Source organism: Emticicia aquatilis (assembly GCF_014644295.1).
GTDB lineage: Bacteria > Bacteroidota > Bacteroidia > Cytophagales > Spirosomataceae > Emticicia > Emticicia aquatilis.
The window spans coordinates 434,768-451,918 of sequence record NZ_BMKK01000002.1 but is presented as its reverse complement, the minus strand read 5'-3'; the positions used below and the strand labels follow the sequence as shown (position 1 = coordinate 451,918).

14 protein-coding genes are annotated in these 17,151 nt (G+C 34.7%); 6 read left to right on the top strand and 8 right to left on the bottom strand.

Translation table 11 applies throughout. From position 1 onward, the window contains the following. Together IEX65_RS06150 and IEX65_RS06145 are read right to left on the bottom strand one after the other, a co-directional pair. Positions 1-1,896: a tetratricopeptide repeat-containing sensor histidine kinase gene (locus tag IEX65_RS06150; protein ID WP_188765140.1), complete on the bottom strand. Its 1,896-nt coding sequence runs from the start codon at positions 1,894-1,896 to the stop codon at positions 1-3. 95 nt (positions 1,897-1,991) lie between these two features. Beyond that, a complete protein-coding gene (locus tag IEX65_RS06145; RefSeq protein WP_188765139.1) occupies positions 1,992-4,424 on the bottom strand; it encodes a DUF5686 and carboxypeptidase-like regulatory domain-containing protein in 2,433 nt (810 codons plus the stop codon). 154 nt (positions 4,425-4,578) lie between these two features. On the opposite strand from IEX65_RS06145, the gene IEX65_RS06140 reads away from it, so the two are divergent. The 3 genes from IEX65_RS06140 to IEX65_RS06130 all read left to right on the top strand — a co-directional run bounded on the left by IEX65_RS06140 (position 4,579) and on the right by IEX65_RS06130 (position 7,690). After that, entirely contained in the window at positions 4,579-5,295 is a 717-nt protein-coding gene (locus IEX65_RS06140) for a glucosamine-6-phosphate deaminase (RefSeq protein ID WP_188765138.1), read from the top strand. A gap of 10 nt (positions 5,296-5,305) precedes the next feature. Beyond that, a complete protein-coding gene (locus tag IEX65_RS06135) occupies positions 5,306-7,186 on the top strand; it encodes a hypothetical protein (protein WP_188765137.1) in 1,881 nt (626 codons plus the stop codon). 120 nt (positions 7,187-7,306) lie between these two features. Beyond that, on the top strand, positions 7,307-7,690 hold the full coding sequence (locus IEX65_RS06130) for a sugar 3,4-ketoisomerase (protein WP_188765136.1): 384 nt from the start codon (positions 7,307-7,309) through the stop codon (positions 7,688-7,690). A gap of 59 nt (positions 7,691-7,749) precedes the next feature. Here the strand turns inward: IEX65_RS06130 and hslV are convergent, their stop codons facing one another. From hslV to IEX65_RS06115, 3 genes are read right to left on the bottom strand one after another with little or no spacing between them, the layout of a single operon-like run. Next, positions 7,750-8,286 carry an ATP-dependent protease subunit HslV gene (gene hslV / locus IEX65_RS06125; RefSeq protein WP_188765135.1) on the bottom strand — a complete coding sequence of 179 codons (537 nt, stop codon included), beginning with the start codon at positions 8,284-8,286 and terminating at the stop codon, positions 7,750-7,752. Between the two features lie 4 nt (positions 8,287-8,290). Then, positions 8,291-8,833: a hypothetical protein gene (locus IEX65_RS06120; protein WP_188765134.1), complete on the bottom strand. Its 543-nt coding sequence runs from the start codon at positions 8,831-8,833 to the stop codon at positions 8,291-8,293. A gap of 20 nt (positions 8,834-8,853) precedes the next feature. After that, positions 8,854-10,470, bottom strand: coding sequence for a dihydrolipoyl dehydrogenase family protein (locus IEX65_RS06115; protein WP_188765133.1), 1,617 nt, complete (start codon positions 10,468-10,470; stop codon positions 8,854-8,856). A gap of 154 nt (positions 10,471-10,624) precedes the next feature. Between IEX65_RS06115 and IEX65_RS06110 the strand changes: the two genes are divergently transcribed. Next, a complete protein-coding gene (locus IEX65_RS06110) occupies positions 10,625-12,493 on the top strand; it encodes an ArnT family glycosyltransferase (RefSeq protein WP_188765132.1) in 1,869 nt (622 codons plus the stop codon). A 25-nt stretch (positions 12,494-12,518) separates the two neighbouring features. Next, positions 12,519-13,232 (top strand): glycosyltransferase family 2 protein, encoded by a 714-nt coding sequence (locus IEX65_RS06105; protein WP_188765395.1) that lies wholly within the window; start codon positions 12,519-12,521, stop codon positions 13,230-13,232. A 56-nt stretch (positions 13,233-13,288) separates the two neighbouring features. Here IEX65_RS06105 and IEX65_RS06100 read toward each other — a convergent pair whose 3' ends face one another. Continuing rightward, on the bottom strand, positions 13,289-14,839 hold the full coding sequence (locus tag IEX65_RS06100) for a GH3 family acyl-acid amido synthetase (protein WP_188765131.1): 1,551 nt from the start codon (positions 14,837-14,839) through the stop codon (positions 13,289-13,291). 147 nt (positions 14,840-14,986) lie between these two features. Beyond that, positions 14,987-15,754 (bottom strand): 5'/3'-nucleotidase SurE, encoded by a 768-nt coding sequence (gene surE, locus IEX65_RS06095; RefSeq protein ID WP_188765130.1) that lies wholly within the window; start codon positions 15,752-15,754, stop codon positions 14,987-14,989. A gap of 105 nt (positions 15,755-15,859) precedes the next feature. Between surE and IEX65_RS06090 the strand changes: the two genes are divergently transcribed. Next, the gene (locus IEX65_RS06090; protein ID WP_188765129.1) at positions 15,860-16,357 is read left to right on the top strand and encodes a GNAT family N-acetyltransferase; all 498 of its coding nucleotides are present in this window, start codon (positions 15,860-15,862) and stop codon (positions 16,355-16,357) included. Here the strand turns inward: IEX65_RS06090 and murI are convergent. Continuing rightward, positions 16,349-17,131, bottom strand: coding sequence for a glutamate racemase (murI, locus tag IEX65_RS06085; protein WP_188765128.1), 783 nt, complete (start codon positions 17,129-17,131; stop codon positions 16,349-16,351). The genes IEX65_RS06090 and murI overlap by 9 nt on opposite strands. Between the last annotated feature and the right edge of the window lie 20 nt (positions 17,132-17,151).

Genomic DNA, 17,151 nt, shown 5'->3' with positions numbered 1-17,151 from the left:
TTAGTAGTTTGAAATCCCTAAGGCTATTTTGCTTCCTTCACCTACTTTGCTTTCTATCTTTAATTCTGCACCAATTTTCTCTGCTCTCATTTTCATATTTTTAAGCCCGTTTCTACTCGATTGAGCATTTATATCAAAGCCACGACCATCGTCAATGACTGTAAAAATGATTTTTGAGTTTACGATATCTATTTCAATTTTTGCATTTTTACATTCACTATACTTTACTAAATTATTGATAGCTTCTTTCAAAATCAGATAAATATCCCTACGTTTGCTCATATCAATTTTAATATTTTCGAGTTCAGGTGAAAATTTAAATTCGAAATTGATGTCTTTTGATTCAAAAAGTGGAATGGCAAAGGTTTTAATGCGTGTTTCCAGATTAGAGAAATTATCATTTGATGGATTTATTGTCCAGATAATATCATCCATTTTATCAATAACCTCTCGGGCATCATTACTAACCTGCGACATGATTTCGGGCTTATACTCACCCTTTTTCTGTTGCATAGCTACGATTTCAGATAAAATAGAAATACTACTTAGCGTACTACCGATTTCGTCGTGGAGGTCAGCCGCAATACGATTTCTCAAAAACTGTTGTTCTTCAAAACGCTTTAATTTGTTTCGATTTTGAAGTGAAAAAAACATGAATGAAGCTAATAAAATGATGAGTATTCCTCCAATCAAATACGCATTTTTTTGAAAATTAGCAGATTTGCTTTCTTCATTCAATAGCTTAATTTGGGTTTCTTTCTTTTCAGTTTCGTATTTTGCCAATAAATCTCTTGAAAGTTCCTCTGATTCGATTTTTGCACTCGAATCTTTGAGAGCATTATATTCTTTCAATAAGTTATATGCCTTTTTAAAATTATTTGTCTTTGAATAAAAGGATGATAATATCTCGGTAGCATATAATTTATCATCTATATCCTCAACTTTGTTATTTAATTGATATGCTTCATTAAGATATTTTTCAGCTTTTGGGTAATCTTTTTGTTCTAAATAAAATTCCCCCAAAATACCAGTCGCTGTCTGCAAACCCACCGCTGATTCTAACTGACGACAAAGTTTTTCGTTTTCCAAAAGAAATGGCTCACCTTTCTTAGGCTGCCCAAGATTGGCATAAGTTCGCCCAACGTTTGATAATAAATCGGTTTGTAATAATAGATAGTTTGCTTTTTTAGCATAATCAAGTCCTTTCAAATAATGTGAAAGTGCTTCTTTTTCCTTCCCCATATCATCATACAAGTTTCCAAGTTTGTTTTCTTGAATACCCATACCTTGCAAATCTTCTTTTTTTGTTACAATTTCTAAAGCTTTTAGTGTGTATTTTATAGCTTCAAGGGGCTTTTTGTAAGCTTTCAAAACCCCTGAAACCAAGCCGTAAGGGCCAGCATCTAAAAATTTTAAAGGGAAATTGTTTTTTTCTTGCAATTCAATTGCTTTTAATGCCCACTCCATTGCTTTATCTTTATTACCGAGGTTTCGATGAGCTAAGGCTATATTTCCTAATGCTGCTTCTCTTAAATAGTTGTTTAATTTATATTTTTCAACTGCCATTAAGCTTTTTTCGTAGAAGGCAAGTTCTTCCTTGTATAGTGCTTTTTGGTTGTTGACAATTCCTTTTATTAGGTAATGAAAATAAATCCCACGACCATAATTAAGTTTTTCAGCAAGAGATTTGATAGCTTCAGCAAGAGAGTCAGCTTTTTTATAATCAGCCTTTTCATAAATTAATTTTAAAGCATAAGGCCTCATTGCCCAAATGTAGAGTGTGTCTTTTGGTTTGGTTTGTAAGAAAATCCTCAAAGAATCTTCTGATTTTGGAACTTGAGCTTGTACTAAATAAGAAAAAAGCAAAAGAGTGATACCCAAATAAAAAGTTTTCATAATAGGCTATTTAACTTGCTAAAATATTGATAACAAGAAAGTTAAAATAGTTTTTTATGAATACAAAATACTCAGTCTAAATTTTACTCAATGAATCAGAAACTTGGCAGAATACCCAACCAATAAACTCTAAAGTTATCTTTAATATTAGTTGATGAACTTTTGCCATAATGATAGGCAAAACCTAAGCCTGTACCTAAAAACAGCGATTTGAAAGGTACTCTAACCAAGTCTTTAATTTCGATTCCAGCTTCGAAATAACCCTTGTTGAGTGTGGAGAAAACTATACTTTGGTGCTCTTGAGGGTTCGATAAATCGCCATAAATAATATTATTAAATAGCGTAATTGAAGGTTGGATATATTTATTTCTTGGCCGAATCAATGTTCTGCCAAAATTATGTCTTGTGGTGAGTGAAATAAACCTATCGGATAGGTAAGCACCATAAGGTAGCGTTTTAAATGATGTGGTATTGCTACCAGCATTTAGACTAATCGTACCACGGCCACCTGTTGCCCCATAAAGAAAAGGATAGGGGATTTTGCCATCTGAATAACCGCTATTGAGGTTTATTTCCGAAAAACCAATTCGCTTAAATCTAATTTGGTATTCCATACTGGTATTTATTTTCCAGTAGTCATAGTTACCGTTGAATGAAGGTAAACCTCTTACAAACTGCAAGTTGATGATTGGATACCATCGATTAATTACACTTTCGATACGCCCAACACGATTAAGAATTTCTCGATAAGCAAATCTTATATCAAGTTTAACTTCAGTTGTCTGAAAAGACATGTTTTCGGCAAATTGATATTTATATTTCGGAATTCGTAGTTCATTTTCAAGCGATAACTTCCACCAAGTATATCTAAGTGGTCTAAAATAAAGAGAAATACCGTAGTTTCTAACTCTATCAACTCTAATCAGCACACTGTCACGGGCTGAATAGGGAGTCGTTGTCATGGCTTCCATATAATAGTTTGGCTTCAAAAAGCTGGTGCTTGCAGGTATTCCATAATCATCTTTGTAAGAAAGCGACAAACGATTATATCGGTCTGGAGTTATGTGCCAGCTTACAATACCTTGATATTTAAACTTCTTATCATAAATACCGTAGCCAGCCGTTCCCATAATTCTAAATTTGGGCTTTAGCCGCTGATTATTTTGAAAACCAATGCCAATTCTGACTCTTTCGTAGCTATTGCTAAGCAAAAGTAAATAATCGGTCAAAACCTCAAATTTTCCAATCTCATATACACCCGACATCATCCCCATCAAATATGGGTTGGCAATAGAGTCTAACTTTAACAGTTTTTCTGTTTTTGATGACCGATGAAAAAGCTCGTAAGCATCTTTTTCTCGTTTTGTGAGACTATCAGTTCTGTATTTCTTGAAGTCAGCCGTAGAAATTACTGTTGCATTTGGTAGCATTTCCCGATTTGACTCATCAAATAGCTTATTATCAATGTCTTGGTCAAGAATGGCATTACTGTAAATACTCGTGATTTGTGCTTTACCGTAGCCATTTAAACCATTTTTTCCATAATTTCCTAAAATATTCATTTCAGACTTTAACGGAAACCATTTGCCCGAAACTCGGTGATAAGTTTGATTCAGCTCAAAAGATGTAAATTGCAAGGTATCTGACGGTTTTACTTTTAAGTTTTCTAAAGCATAACCAGCACTATTTATTTGCAAAGTGCCTGTTAAACCTTCAAAATTTTTACTTTTATATGGTTTAAAATTGATGATGAATGTTGAATCAGTTTCGTGTATAAGTGTATCTTTCAGTTCAAAATCATATTGTTTAAAAGTTTGTTGGTTCAGCGGGTTTACATAAAAACGCTTCAGAAGTGTAAAATTGAAAAGTTCATTATAAAATCCGAAAGGGTTAACATCAAGCGGAATTACATTCGTTATGTAAGTATAAGTGACAGGCCAATTACCAATCGAAGCAATGATTGTCTCTTTTTTTCTTGCGGGTTTTTCATAAATAATCTTTGAATAATTTTCTTGAACATATAGTGTGGCCGACTTCTTTCTGGTCAATTTTGAAGTATCTCGTTTCGTGACAACTTTTAGACTATCAATCGAAAGTACTATTTTTGTGTACGAATCGCACTGATACGAATCCAATTTATCGGGTGCGTTTTGTTCTTTATTTTTCAAGGTTCGTCTAATGATTTCCCATGCAGGATTTTCTTCTGGACGAACTACTACTTCATTCAAATCTTTATTTTTCGATTTAAGAAATATACCTCTACCATTTTTTACAATTTCTTGGGCAGAAAATTGTTTTGTAGCGTAGCCTACGAAGCTGAATACTAAGGTGTCTTTTAATGATTTTACTTTTATTGAAAATTCGCCGTCAGCATTACTCTGAGTACCTTTCGAGGTGTTTTTAACCCGAATACTTACAAAAGGAAGTGGAGTGCGTTCAGTTTCGTCAAATATTTTACCATTCAGCAAAATGCTTTGGGCAGTCAGAAAACTCGGAAGTAGCAAAAGAGTTAGTAGCAGTCTAAACATTGTAGGATTCTAATAATAGGTCTTTAGTATTTCTATAACGAAGTTTTCTTTTTGAAATTTTAAATAGGGTTTCTATCAAAGATATTTATTGAGTAATTGTAAATCCAAAATTAATATGATAGTTTTGAGTTGTTCAAAAATATGACATTCATCAATGCAATTACAGACCTTTCAAAACCCCGAGCAGCTTGCAGCTCACACAGCCCAATATATTATAGATTTAGTTAGAAATAAGCCAAATGCAACATTAATTCTAACATCGGGCGATACTCCAGTTTTAACTTACAAAAAAATAGTTGAGCTGGCTCAACCTGCTGATTTTGCGAAAGTAACAGTAGTTGGTCTTGACGAGTGGGTGGGTATTCCTGCAACCAGCGAAGGCAGTTGCCGATACATTGTTGAAGATAACTTATTGAAACCTCTCGGTGTAAATCCTTCACAATATACTTTTTTTGATTCAATGACAGATGACCTCGAATCGGAATGCAAAAGAGTAGATGATTTACTTTTTAGTAAAGGAGGAGCCGATTTAATAATTGTTGGGGTAGGCGTAAATGGTCATATCGGCCTAAATGAACCTGGTTATAGCTTCGACAATTATTGTCATGTTTCCGAACTCGCTGAGGTAACAATAAGTATAGGGCAGAAATATTTTAAAGAAAGTACTACGCTTACTCAAGGTATAACCATCGGGTTGAAACATCTTTTGGAAACAAAAGTTGCAATTTTGATAGCCACAGGAGAACGAAAGGCAGAGGTTTTGAAACAAACTTTTGACCAAGAACCAAGCGTAGAATTACCTTCAACGGTTTTCAAACTACACACAAACTCTTTTGTATGGATTGATGAGGCGGCTGCCAAATTATTATAAAATTAGATGAATGACCGTTAAAAATAGAAATTACCTCTTCATATCACTGGCCATATTATTACCAATTTTATATGGCGTTTTTTTTATTAGAAATTTTTCGATGCCCCTTTCGGGTGGTGGAGATGTTGATGAATGGGAATATGTGGGTTATTATCTTTCACAGCATCTTACTTTCAAGCCATTTCCGAGTTTAGTTTTTAATCATAATCAAACGTTTTATCCTTTCGGCACTACACAAGTTTTCTCTGACTGGTCGCTCGAAAGCAATTACTGGTTTACTTTTTTCTACAACAATTTCGGTCATGGAGCTTGGTTAAACTATTATTACATTCTTAGTTTAATCGTTTCATTTTTAGGCTCTTATCTAATCTTGAAAAAGGATTTTGGGGAGCCAAAGGCCCTTTTTGTGGGTTTTGTGGTTACTTTCTTTAATTTTTATGCCCTAAACAAATATCCGCACCATTACAATCATAGCACAATTCATTGGGCAATTCTGAGCCTTTTTACGGACTTTATTTTAGTTAAACGAATCATTCTCAAAGAAGATATTTCATTAAAATGGGTATTTTTAAAGGTATTTATACTCCTTGCTACTCTCGGAATGAATCTGGGTTATATTTGCGGATTTGCCCTGAATAGCTTTGTAATAAGTTTTATTGCTGTGTTGGTAATCATAGTAAAAAGGATTGCAAAAGGCGAAAATCAACTAAGAAAGTATCTTATCGACTGGTTTGATGATTTAAAGCGTTCACCAATATTCTATTTTATATTAAGTGTTCCGAGCTTGATATTTATGTTTTTGTATTTGCCTTTAGTATTGCAAATCTATTTTGAAGCTAAATCATTTCATCTTGATGATGCCAATGCTCCGCATTTTTGGAGTCACCCGCTACGGATGTTATTGCCATATTTTCCGAATTTTAGTGCATTACATAATCCATTTACGCACCTTTTGAAAGATATGCCCGAAGGACTGGGGTCGGGAAGTCCAGGCTGGGTTTGTTTGAGTTTGGGAATCATTGGTTTTTTTAGCAATCGAAAACAGTTTTGGTTAGTATTCGTGCCACTGATTATCCTGTTATTGATTTCTACTTTTTATCATCCAAATAAAATACCTACACTAAAAATCTTCCCGTGGGGAGCATACAATCGGGTGCCATCGAGGTTTACTTCCTTGTTACCTGTTATTTTCTCTTGTTTTTTTCTGCCAACTGATGTAAGAAAATTGCCGTATAATAAATTTTTGTTGTTGGTTTTTACAACTTTTTTTGTTCTTGAACTGTCAGTAGTTTACAAATACCGCTACTCACAGAAGCCTTTTGAGTTTGATAAGAATTTTTTTGGTTATATGCAGCAAGTAAAAATGCAAAAAGGAGAAGCTGTAATGGATTTTCCGTTTTGTATTGTTGGTGGAGATGGTACAGGTTTAAGAGAAAACCTATGTCCAATTTTTCAACGAACCTGTAATGTATATGCTTTGAGTCGTTTTCATGAAAAGAAAGTTATTGGAGGATATTACAGCCACGTACATGATTCGGCCATAAAAGGGTTTATTGGGGTTGGAATTGGAAACTGGGCAACGCCAAATGATAGTACATATATTGAAGGCTGGAAAAGAGCAACAAAAATAATAAATACTTTTAATGACCAACAGTTAGAACATTTTGTAAAGTATTTTCAATACAATGATTTTGCAGGAATAAACGTTTGTGTTGATTTAATACCAACCAAAATGTATCAACAAATAACAACTGCAATTGGTCAACCAACACAATCAACAATTTTCCCGGGGGCAGGAAAAGTAGTATTTATTCCAAAACCTAAAGATTGGCAAATTTTGGTTGATAAAGACAAGGCAAAACAAATGAAGTTTCCTTGCGGTTGTAAATAATATTACTTTTGTATATTGGCAACGTTATCGGGAACGATTGCATTAATTTATAAAATAGTTTTATTGTTAAGTTGTATAAATCATAGATAAATTTGGGTTTTATTTAGAAATATTATTTGCATGGCAACCTTATTGGAATTACAAACATTTTTATCAGAAAAGGGAAGTTTAACAGTTTTTGAAAAGGTTCTTACAAATGGTATTAAACGCATTTTTTACATCTATAATGCTTTTAATCAGGTTCGTGGAGGACATCGACATAAACTGGCTTACAATGCCCTTACTTGTGTGAGTGGGTCATGTAAAGTATATGTTCATAATGGAGAAACTGAAGAAACTTTTATTTTAGATACACCTGATAAGTGTGTTCTGCTCGAACCAAGAGATTGGCATACCATGTACGATTTTTCAGAGAGTGCCGTTTTGTTGGTACTTTCTGATAGATTTTATGAAAAAGAAGATTATATCTATGAAAAATATGATGAATTAATTACATCAGAATAGACAATAAAAAAGACGAATTAAAAAATTCGTCTTTTTTGTTCATCTAAGAGACCACAATCTTAGAGTGTCTCGATAATAATATTGTGGTTTGTATAAATACAAATATCTGCGGCAATGTTTAAGCCTTCTTGTACCATTTGTTCGGCTGTTAAATCAGATGCGTGTCTTTTAAGAGCAATTGCTGCCGACTGAGCATACATACTGCCCGAACCAATTGAAGCAATTTGATTATCGGGTTCAAGTACATCGCCAGTTCCAGAAATTATTAGCATTTCAGATTCATTGGCTACAATCAACATAGCTTCCAACTTTCTCAAAAAACGGTCTGTACGCCAATCTTTTGCTAATTCGATTGCTGCACGCTTCATATTTCCACCGAAAGCGTTGAGTTTTTCTTCAAAACGTTCGATTAAAGTAAAAGCATCGGCAGTTGAGCCAGCAAAGCCTGCTAAAATTTTTCCTCCATATAATTTTCTAACCTTGCGGACATTGCTTTTAGCAACAGTATTACCCATAGTTGCTTGTCCATCTGCCCCAAGAGCTACTTTTCCGTTATGAATTACCCCCAAAACAGTGGTTGCGTGTATTTTTTGCATTAAATTATTTCGATTCTATTTTTGATAATTTCCAAACATTATTCTCTAAATCCAAAGAGTAAATGTAACTAATACTGTATGGCTTTTTAAGCTTAACTACCACTTTTGCCTTATTTCCATTGATAGCCGTTGTAGAGCTATTATTTAAAGCAAAAAGCAATTCTTTCACAGAAGGCGGGTCTTGCGATAGCGTATATCTATCATAATCAATGCCTTCTGCGTATCCATTTTTTTTAATATCAGCTTGTTTCTTTACAAACTCTTGTTGTAAACCTTTGATGTAAATGCTTGAAAATAAGCCAGTTGCTTCAATTGACTTGAGATATTTTTGAATACACATCATATCAATTTTAGTAACATCAACACCATCAGCTTCATAGCAATCTCCTTCAAATGGAATGTTTTCTTTGCTGGTCCAATTATAAAACTGAGCCATTCGCTGTTTCGGTGTTTCTTTTACTTGTGCCGAAACTGTAAAGGTTGATACAAAACAAATCCCCCATAGAGAGATTGTTAGCCAACTATACGGAGGATTTATCTTTTTCATATACTAAATGCACAGAACTTTTAAACCAATAATTTATAAGGCTCTTCGAGCAATTCTTTTAATGTTACCAAGAAAGCCGCACCTGTTGCACCATCAACTACACGGTGGTCGCATGTAAGAGTAACTTTCATTACACTCGTAGCATAGAATTGGCCGTTTTTAACTGCTACAATTTCTTTAATTCCACCAACTGAAAGAATACAAGATTCGTTTTTAGGATTGTTGATAATCGAAGTAAACGATTCAATGCCAAACATACCTAAATTACTTACCGTAAATGTATTTCCTTCCCAGTCTTTTGGTTGGAGTTTGCCATTTTTAGCTTTTCCGCCTAAATCTTTGGTAGTTGCTGCTAAAACCGAAAGCGGAAGAGTATCAGCAAATCTGATTACAGGTACAACCAAGCCTTCGGCAATCGCTACTGCCATACCAATGTGTACGTGTGCGTTACGTCTGATATGGTCGTCTCTCCATGAAGAGTTGACGTTTGGATGTTTTTTCAATGCTACTCCACAAGCTTTCAATACCATATCGTTGAATGAAATCTTCACAGGTGAAGCTTGATTCATCACTTCACGTGCTTGGATTGCTTTATCCATGCAAATTTCCATTGTTAATTGGAAATCAACAGCCGACGATTGAGATTCAGCCAAGCTACGAGCAATAGCCTTACGCATTTGTGTCAATCCGATTTCTTCATAACTTTCAACACCCGCAGCAACTGCAACTGGAGCAGAAGAAGCCACAGCTTTTGTTTCGGCTACTTTTGGCGTGAAGTTATCAACGTCTGATTTTACAATTCTACCACCTTCGCCAGAACCACTTACTTCTGCTAGTTTGATGCCTTTTTCTTCTGCAAGTTTTTTGGCCAATGGTGAAGCTAAAATTCTACCATTGCTATTTGAAGCTTGCACAGGTGCTGCAGCTGGAGCTGCGACTGGTGCAGGAGTAGCGGCTTTTGGTGCTTCAGTAGGAGCAGGGGCAGCAGTTGGGGCAGCAGCACTGGTGCTTGCTCCAAGTAATGCTTGGTAATTTGCACCCTCTTCACCGATGACTGCGATAACTGCATTTACTTTGGCTGCTTTACCAGCTTCTACACCTATATATAATAGAGTTCCGTCTTCATAAGCCTCAAGTTCCATTGTAGCTTTATCAGTTTCGATTTCTGCTAAAATATCACCTGATTTTACTTTATCTCCAACTTTTTTCAACCATGTATGAATCACACCTTCAGTCATGGTATCGCTCAAAAGTGGCATTGTTACAACCTTTGCTTTGATATTTGAAGTATCAACTGCTGGAGCGGCTGCAACTGGGGCAGCTTCTGCAACTGGAGCTGGCTCGGCAGTAGGTGCTGCCACTGGAGCATTTCCGCCTAATAAACTTTGATAATCTTCACCTGGTTTACCGATTACAGCCATAATAGCATCCACTGGCACGGCCTGACCTTTTTCAACACCTATATAAAGTAGCGTTCCGTCATAATAAGACTCCATATCCATGGTAGCCTTATCAGTCTCGACCTCAGCTAAAATATCACCTGATTTTACAACATCACCAACTTTCTTGTTCCATGCCGCAATTACACCCTCTGTCATGGTGTCGCTCATCTTGGGCATTCTGATTACTTCTGCCATTTTTTAAAAATTTGCTTAGATTTTGGATAGTATCATTATTCAACCCTCAAAATTATAACAAAGTTTTGGATGTCCTTAAAAAACTAATAAGAAAGTTTGTAATAAGTTTTATTTTGCCTTTTTTTGCCCAATATTTATCAAAAAAATATCAAGTATGTGGCTATTGCTTCTCTTTCTTATCAATGCAATTCTTTCAATTAAGGTTTTTTCTAATTTATCTTGGCGTTTGAGTTTCTGTTTATCTCTACAAATTTTTGCATTACTTAGTTGGATTTGTGTCGAATCACTCGGTTTTTTTAACGCAATAGACTTTAAAGGTTGCTTGATTTTTTGGAGTTCCTCGACCATTCTTCTAATCATTTATAATTATACTAACCGAGGTCAACTTCCTAAATTTTCATTTGTACCAATAAAAGAAAATAAATTATTTTGGGTTGTTGGTGCAATTTTCTTTTTCACTTTTCTTTCGGGTGTTCTCTATGCTCCAAATACGATTGATTCGACTGTTTATCACTTAACACGAATTGAGTTTTGGATTCAACATAAAAACGTTAATTATTTTGCTACCCAAACCGACCGTATGCTATACCAGCCACCTTTGGCCGAATATATGATTTTACAGTTTAGGGTTCTGCAAAACTTTGATACTTTTAGTTTTATTATTCAATGGCTTTTTGCTTTAGGGGCTTGTGCTGGTGTAAGTTTACTTGCCGAAATTGCGGGAGCTAACAGAAAGGTTCAATATTTAAGTTTTTTTGTCGCTGGAACCATTCCGATGGTAATCTTGCAATCATCCTCGACCCAAAATGATGTTACTGTATCATTTTTTATTATAATGACTGCGTATTTCTTGCTCAAGAATTTGAATGAAAATAAATCTTCAACGGCCATTTTTAGTGGAATTTCGGTTGGAGAAGCAATTTTAACCAAAGGAACTGCTTATGTGTTTCTTTTTCCAATTTGTATGTATTGGGGAATAATGAAGTTGATTAAGGTTTATAAGAAAGAAACTACGTTTTTGTCACAGTTAGGCTTTTTAACTTTATTAATATTGCCATTTTTGTTGATTTGCGGGACGTTTTATTTTAGAAATTATGTATTGATTGGCTCGCCTTTGGGTGTTTCAAAAGAATTATTTTATGTCTATAATAATCAATCACATTCAATACCAAGTTTTTTATCGGTAATATTCCGTAATATTAGTTTACATTTTTCTGTACCGGGCCTGCATTTAATGGCTGAAAAATTTATCTATTTCCTTCATAATAGCATTCTTCGTTTAGATGTAAATGACCCAGCAACCTCTTTCACTCCATTTGATTTACCGATGTTGGGCATGACCGAAGATAATGCTGGGAATTTTCTACATTTTGTACTTTTCATCCCTGCTTTATTTTTTGTATTTAAGTCGAAAAATTCGCCTCTAAAAGCAATTACTATCTTTGGTTTGATTTCTTTTTTTCTTTTTTGTTTTCAAATAAAATGGCAGATTTGGCATTCAAGACTACATATTCCTGTCTTTTTATTTATGAGTGTGCCAACGGCTTTTTGGGTCGGAGAAATAAAGTTTTCTAAGATTTCAATTAGTATTTTAGGCGTTTTAAGTGTTTTTTTTGCTGTGTTTTGTTTTAATCGACCATTGATAAAACTTCGACCATTAACTACCAAAACATATTTTACTGAACCAAGAATTGCTCATTTCTTTCACATGGAAGAAAAAAAAGCTAAAGATATGCAAATACTAATTGCCTATTTAAAAGAAAAAGGTGTTAAGAACATCGGGGTAAAGTCGGGAGAAGAATATGGCAGTGATATTTTATACCCTATAATGTATGAATTGAGGGGAAGTGCTATATTTACACCAATTCAGATGACTAATTATACTAAAGTTTTAGATTTTTCAAAAGGTAGTTTTGACGCAGTATTAATATTTACTACGACTCCACCAGAGGTATTTAAATTAGATAGAAATTATAAAAAAAACTCAGTCAATGCAGAGAATTTATATATTTTTGTACATTAAAAAATGTACAAATTAAGCCAAACTAATACTTGTTTTGAATAAATTATCAGTAATAATTCCCGCATATAATGAGGCAAAAACCATTCAAAGTGTTTTAGAGAAAGTGGCCCATGTTCAGCTTTTGAATGGAATAGAAAAAGAAATTATTGTCGTAAATGACTGTTCGACAGATGACACAGAAGGCGAAATCTTAAGATTTAAAACAACTTCACCAACCAATATTGTTTATCTTAAACACGAAGTAAATAAAGGTAAAGGTGCGGCATTACATACAGGAATTAAGGAAGCAAAAGGTGAATATTTGATTGTTCAAGATGCAGACCTTGAATACGACCCTAACGAATTTAATATACTGCTCAAACCTGTACTTGATGGCCATGCAGATGTGGTTTTTGGGTCAAGATTTATGGGGGGAAATGCTCACCGAATTTTGTTTTTTTGGCATACAATCGGTAATAAATTGCTTACATTCCTGTCAAATATGTTCAATAATTTGAACTTGACTGATATGGAAACATGCTACAAGTTATTCAATACAAAGATGGTACAAAGTCTAAATTTGCAAGAAAGAAGATTTGGATTTGAACCAGAGGTCACTGCTAAAATTGCAAAAATCAAAGGAATAAGAATCTATGAAGTAGGCATTTCTTACTATGGGCGTACTTATGAAGAGGGTAAGAAAATAAATTGGAAAGATGGTTTTAGAGCTTTGTATTGCATCGTTAAATACGGACTCTGATAATATAAAAATATAGTTAAGTAAAAAGAGCGAGGCCACAATCTCGCTCTTTTTGCTTATGAATAATTCTCTTTCAAAAAATCTTGCCATTCGTCAATGAGTTTTCCCTTCAAAACTCTTGGGAATTTGTGTTGACCTCCAACTTTTCCCTTCTTTTTCATCCAATCGTAAAACGCTTGTTGAGGAAGTACTTTCACAAATACATTTTTTAAACCGTGTCGTCTTTCAACGGCATAGTCGTCGTTGAGTTCGCAAAGTTTTTCATCCAATAATTTACAAAATTCCTCTTCATTCACTTGAACATCAGAGGCCACATACCACTGGTGAGCAAACAGCGGTGGGTGTTTAATACCGATGACTGTAAACTCACGAATATCAAGCCCCAAGTCTTTTGAGACAAGCTCAATACCGTTGTTCATATTGTCAACCGAAAGGTGTTCTCCACACAAACTCAAGAAGTGCTTAGTTCTTCCTGTAATTTTTATTTCCATACGTTTTTTGTCGGTAAACTTCACAGTATCACCAATCAAATAACGCCATGCACCAGAGCAAGTTGAAATCAAAAGTGCATAATCAACATCCTCTTTGACATCTTGAACCATCAAGGTCTCTGGATTGGAAACCAAATTTCCATCCTCATCGAAATTATCTTCATTGAAAGGGATAAACTCAAAGAAAATTCCTCTGTTTAATACCAATCTTAGATTGCCATCTGGTCGGTCTTGGTAGGCTAAGAAACCTTCAGAAGCCATATAGGTTTCGATATAGATAACAGGTTTACCAAATAATTTTTCAAGACCTTGTTTGTATGGCTCTAACGAAACCCCACCCCAAGCAAAGGCTGTAAGGTTTGGCCACAAATCATGGATATTGTTTAATTTATAGCGGTCAATAATTCTTTCAAGAAGGATTGTGTGCCATGCTGGCACACCCGCCAAGAAACCAATATCCCAATTAGGTGCATTAACCGTTATATCTTCTAATTTATTTTCCCAGTCTCGAAGGGCGGAGATTTTTTGGCCAGGCTTGTAAAAATTCTGAAACCATATCGGAATCGTACCAGTTGTAATCCCGCTCAAATCACCTTCATAATGCGAATCAACTTCGTTTAGGGCGGTGCTTCCACCCAACATTAAATAACCTTTTTCAAATAAATCTGCTGGAAGTTCGGTGTATTGTCCAAGCGTGATAATTTGATTTATACTTGTACGCTGGATAGCCTTAATCATGTCTTTTGTAACAGGAATTGCCTTCGATGCTGCATCTGACGTTCCCGAACTCAAAGCAAAATATTTAACTTTACCTGGCCAACAAACATTTTTTTCTCCTAAACGAGCCTTGTACCACCATTCGTTGTATATTTTTGTATAATCATAAATAGGTACATTTTGCTTGAATTTTTCGTAAAACTCATTACCTTCTTCAAAGATGGCCGAACTGAGAATTTCTTCAAAATTGAATTTTTCACCAAATTGTGTATATCGAGCTTTTGATAATAATTTGGTAAAAGCTTTTTTCTGCCATTTAGCAGGTTTTATTTTTCTTATTTGTTGAATCGTGCTTGTAAATTTGATACTACCCTTTAGTAGTCTTCCTAATACTGCCATATATTTTGTCTTGAATAAAGTAATCAATTAGGCTTATAATTTCAAAAATAATAGGTTTTTGTCTAAGTATTTTATAATACTCTGATTTATTATTTTGTCGAAAACACTTTTAATCAGTGCTTTAAGCAACTAATTAATTGAATGAGTTTACAATTTCCAACGTTTTAAGTCTTTGATAGTTTTGTGGGCTGTCATGTCATAATGCACAGGCACAACCGAAACATAATTTTGATTTAATGCCGAAATATCGGTATCAGTAGCTTCTGGTTCACGGTTGACAAAATCGCCACCCATCCAAAAATATGGTCTTCCATGAGGGTCTTTACGGGCATCAAATTCTTCATGCCAGTAGCCATTGGTTTGGCGACAAATTTTTATTCCTTTAATTGGTGTTTCAGAATATGCAGGGAAATTAACGTTTAAAGCTACATTCGCTGGAAATTCGTTTGCCAAAGCCTTTTCAGTAATTCGTTTTATCCAACGTTTTACATGCGAAAACTCGGCATCATATTTAAAATCATCGAGTGAAAAACCAATTGAAGGAATCCCTTCGATTGCACCCTCCACAGCGGCCGACATCGTACCTGAATAAATGACCGATATAGATGAATTAAGTCCATGATTGATACCACTAACTACAAGGTCAATTTTGCGGTCTTTTAGAAAATGATGCTTAGCCAGTTTTACGCAGTCGGCTGGAGTGCCTGAACATTCGTAGGCTTCGATGTTTTTGAAAATTTTATTTTTCTTAACGTGAATCGTACTATCAACCGTTATGGCATGGCCCATTCCTGAATTTGGGCTATCGGGAGCAACTACAAAAACTTCTCCGATTTTCTTCATAACTTCAATCAGAACTGATATTCCTTTAGATGTGATTCCGTCGTCGTTTGTTACTAATATTAGTGGTTTCATAAATTATTGTGGTACGAACATCATTTGAGTCGTAAAATTAAATACAAATTAACAAAATGTTATGCAAGCATAATTTATATTTGCAATCAAAAATTGAGAAAGTAAATGGAATTAAGCTATCGAGTTGCAACTCACAAAGATATTAAAGTGATTCGAGAAATCGCTAATAAAACTTGGTTTGTTACTTACGAACCCATCTTAGGAAAAGAACAACCAAAATTTATGTTTGATGAAATTTATAGTGAAGATGCATTAGCAAATCAAATGGATGAAGGTCAAACTTTTATTTTACAATTTTTAGGTGATGATGTTTTGGCATTTGCTTCATTTTCGGTCAAAACTGATACTGTAAATACATTTAAATTGAATAAACTATACTTAAATCCTGACTTTCAGGGCGGTGGATACGGAAGAAAGCTAATAAATGAAGTTGAGCAAACAGTTAAGAACTTAGGGGCTGAAAACTTAGATTTGAATGTAAATCGTTACAACAAAGCACGTTTTTTCTACGAAAAAGTAGGTTTTGAGATAATTAAAGAAGAAGATATTCCAATTGGAACGTATTGGATGAATGATTTTGTGATGAGAAAGGTATTATGTTAATTGCTCAATTCGGGCAATATACCTTTCAAATCGAGCTAAATTTTTGGTAGGTTTCCCAGATTCGATATACTCAACCGAAAATGGTTTTTCACCTTTCTGTGCAAGTAGATTTAGTTTGCCCAAAATGTTTTTGAGATGCCGAGCTGTACCCTCATTTCCATCAAAAATACTTAATTGGGGAGCTAATTGATAAAATATCGGCTCAAAGTATGTAAAATGAGTACATCCAAGAACAATTGAGCCGAAACTTTTTATATCTATTTGAGCCAGTGTTTGTTCGATGTACAGTTCGGCCTCTTTCCCAAACTCTTCTTTCTCAGCAAGTTTTACAAGTTCAGGCAATGCCATTCTTTCTACAATTCCATCAGCATTCAGTGAATCAACCAATCTTTGGAATCTTGCTGAGCGTAGCGTTATCGGAGTTGCACAGACCAAAATGTTTTTGCGTTGTGAATTAAACTCAACAGTATCGTTATCAACCGCAACCTTAACAGCAGGCTGAATGGCAATAATTGGAATATTCAATCGACTTCGTAAATCTTCAACACAAACGTTGGTAGCTGTATTGCACGCCAAAACGATGGCTTTTACATTGCGTTGAAGAAAATAATTAACTGCTCTCTCTACAAATTCTTTGATTTGTTCTTCACTTTTGGTGCTGTATGGTACATTTTCAGTATCTGCATAATAGCAATATTGCTCATTGGGCAATTGCCTAATTATTTCGTGCAGTAATGTTAGTCCACCTATACCTGAGTCAAAAACACCAATCATTATAGTTAAATGAATTTTGC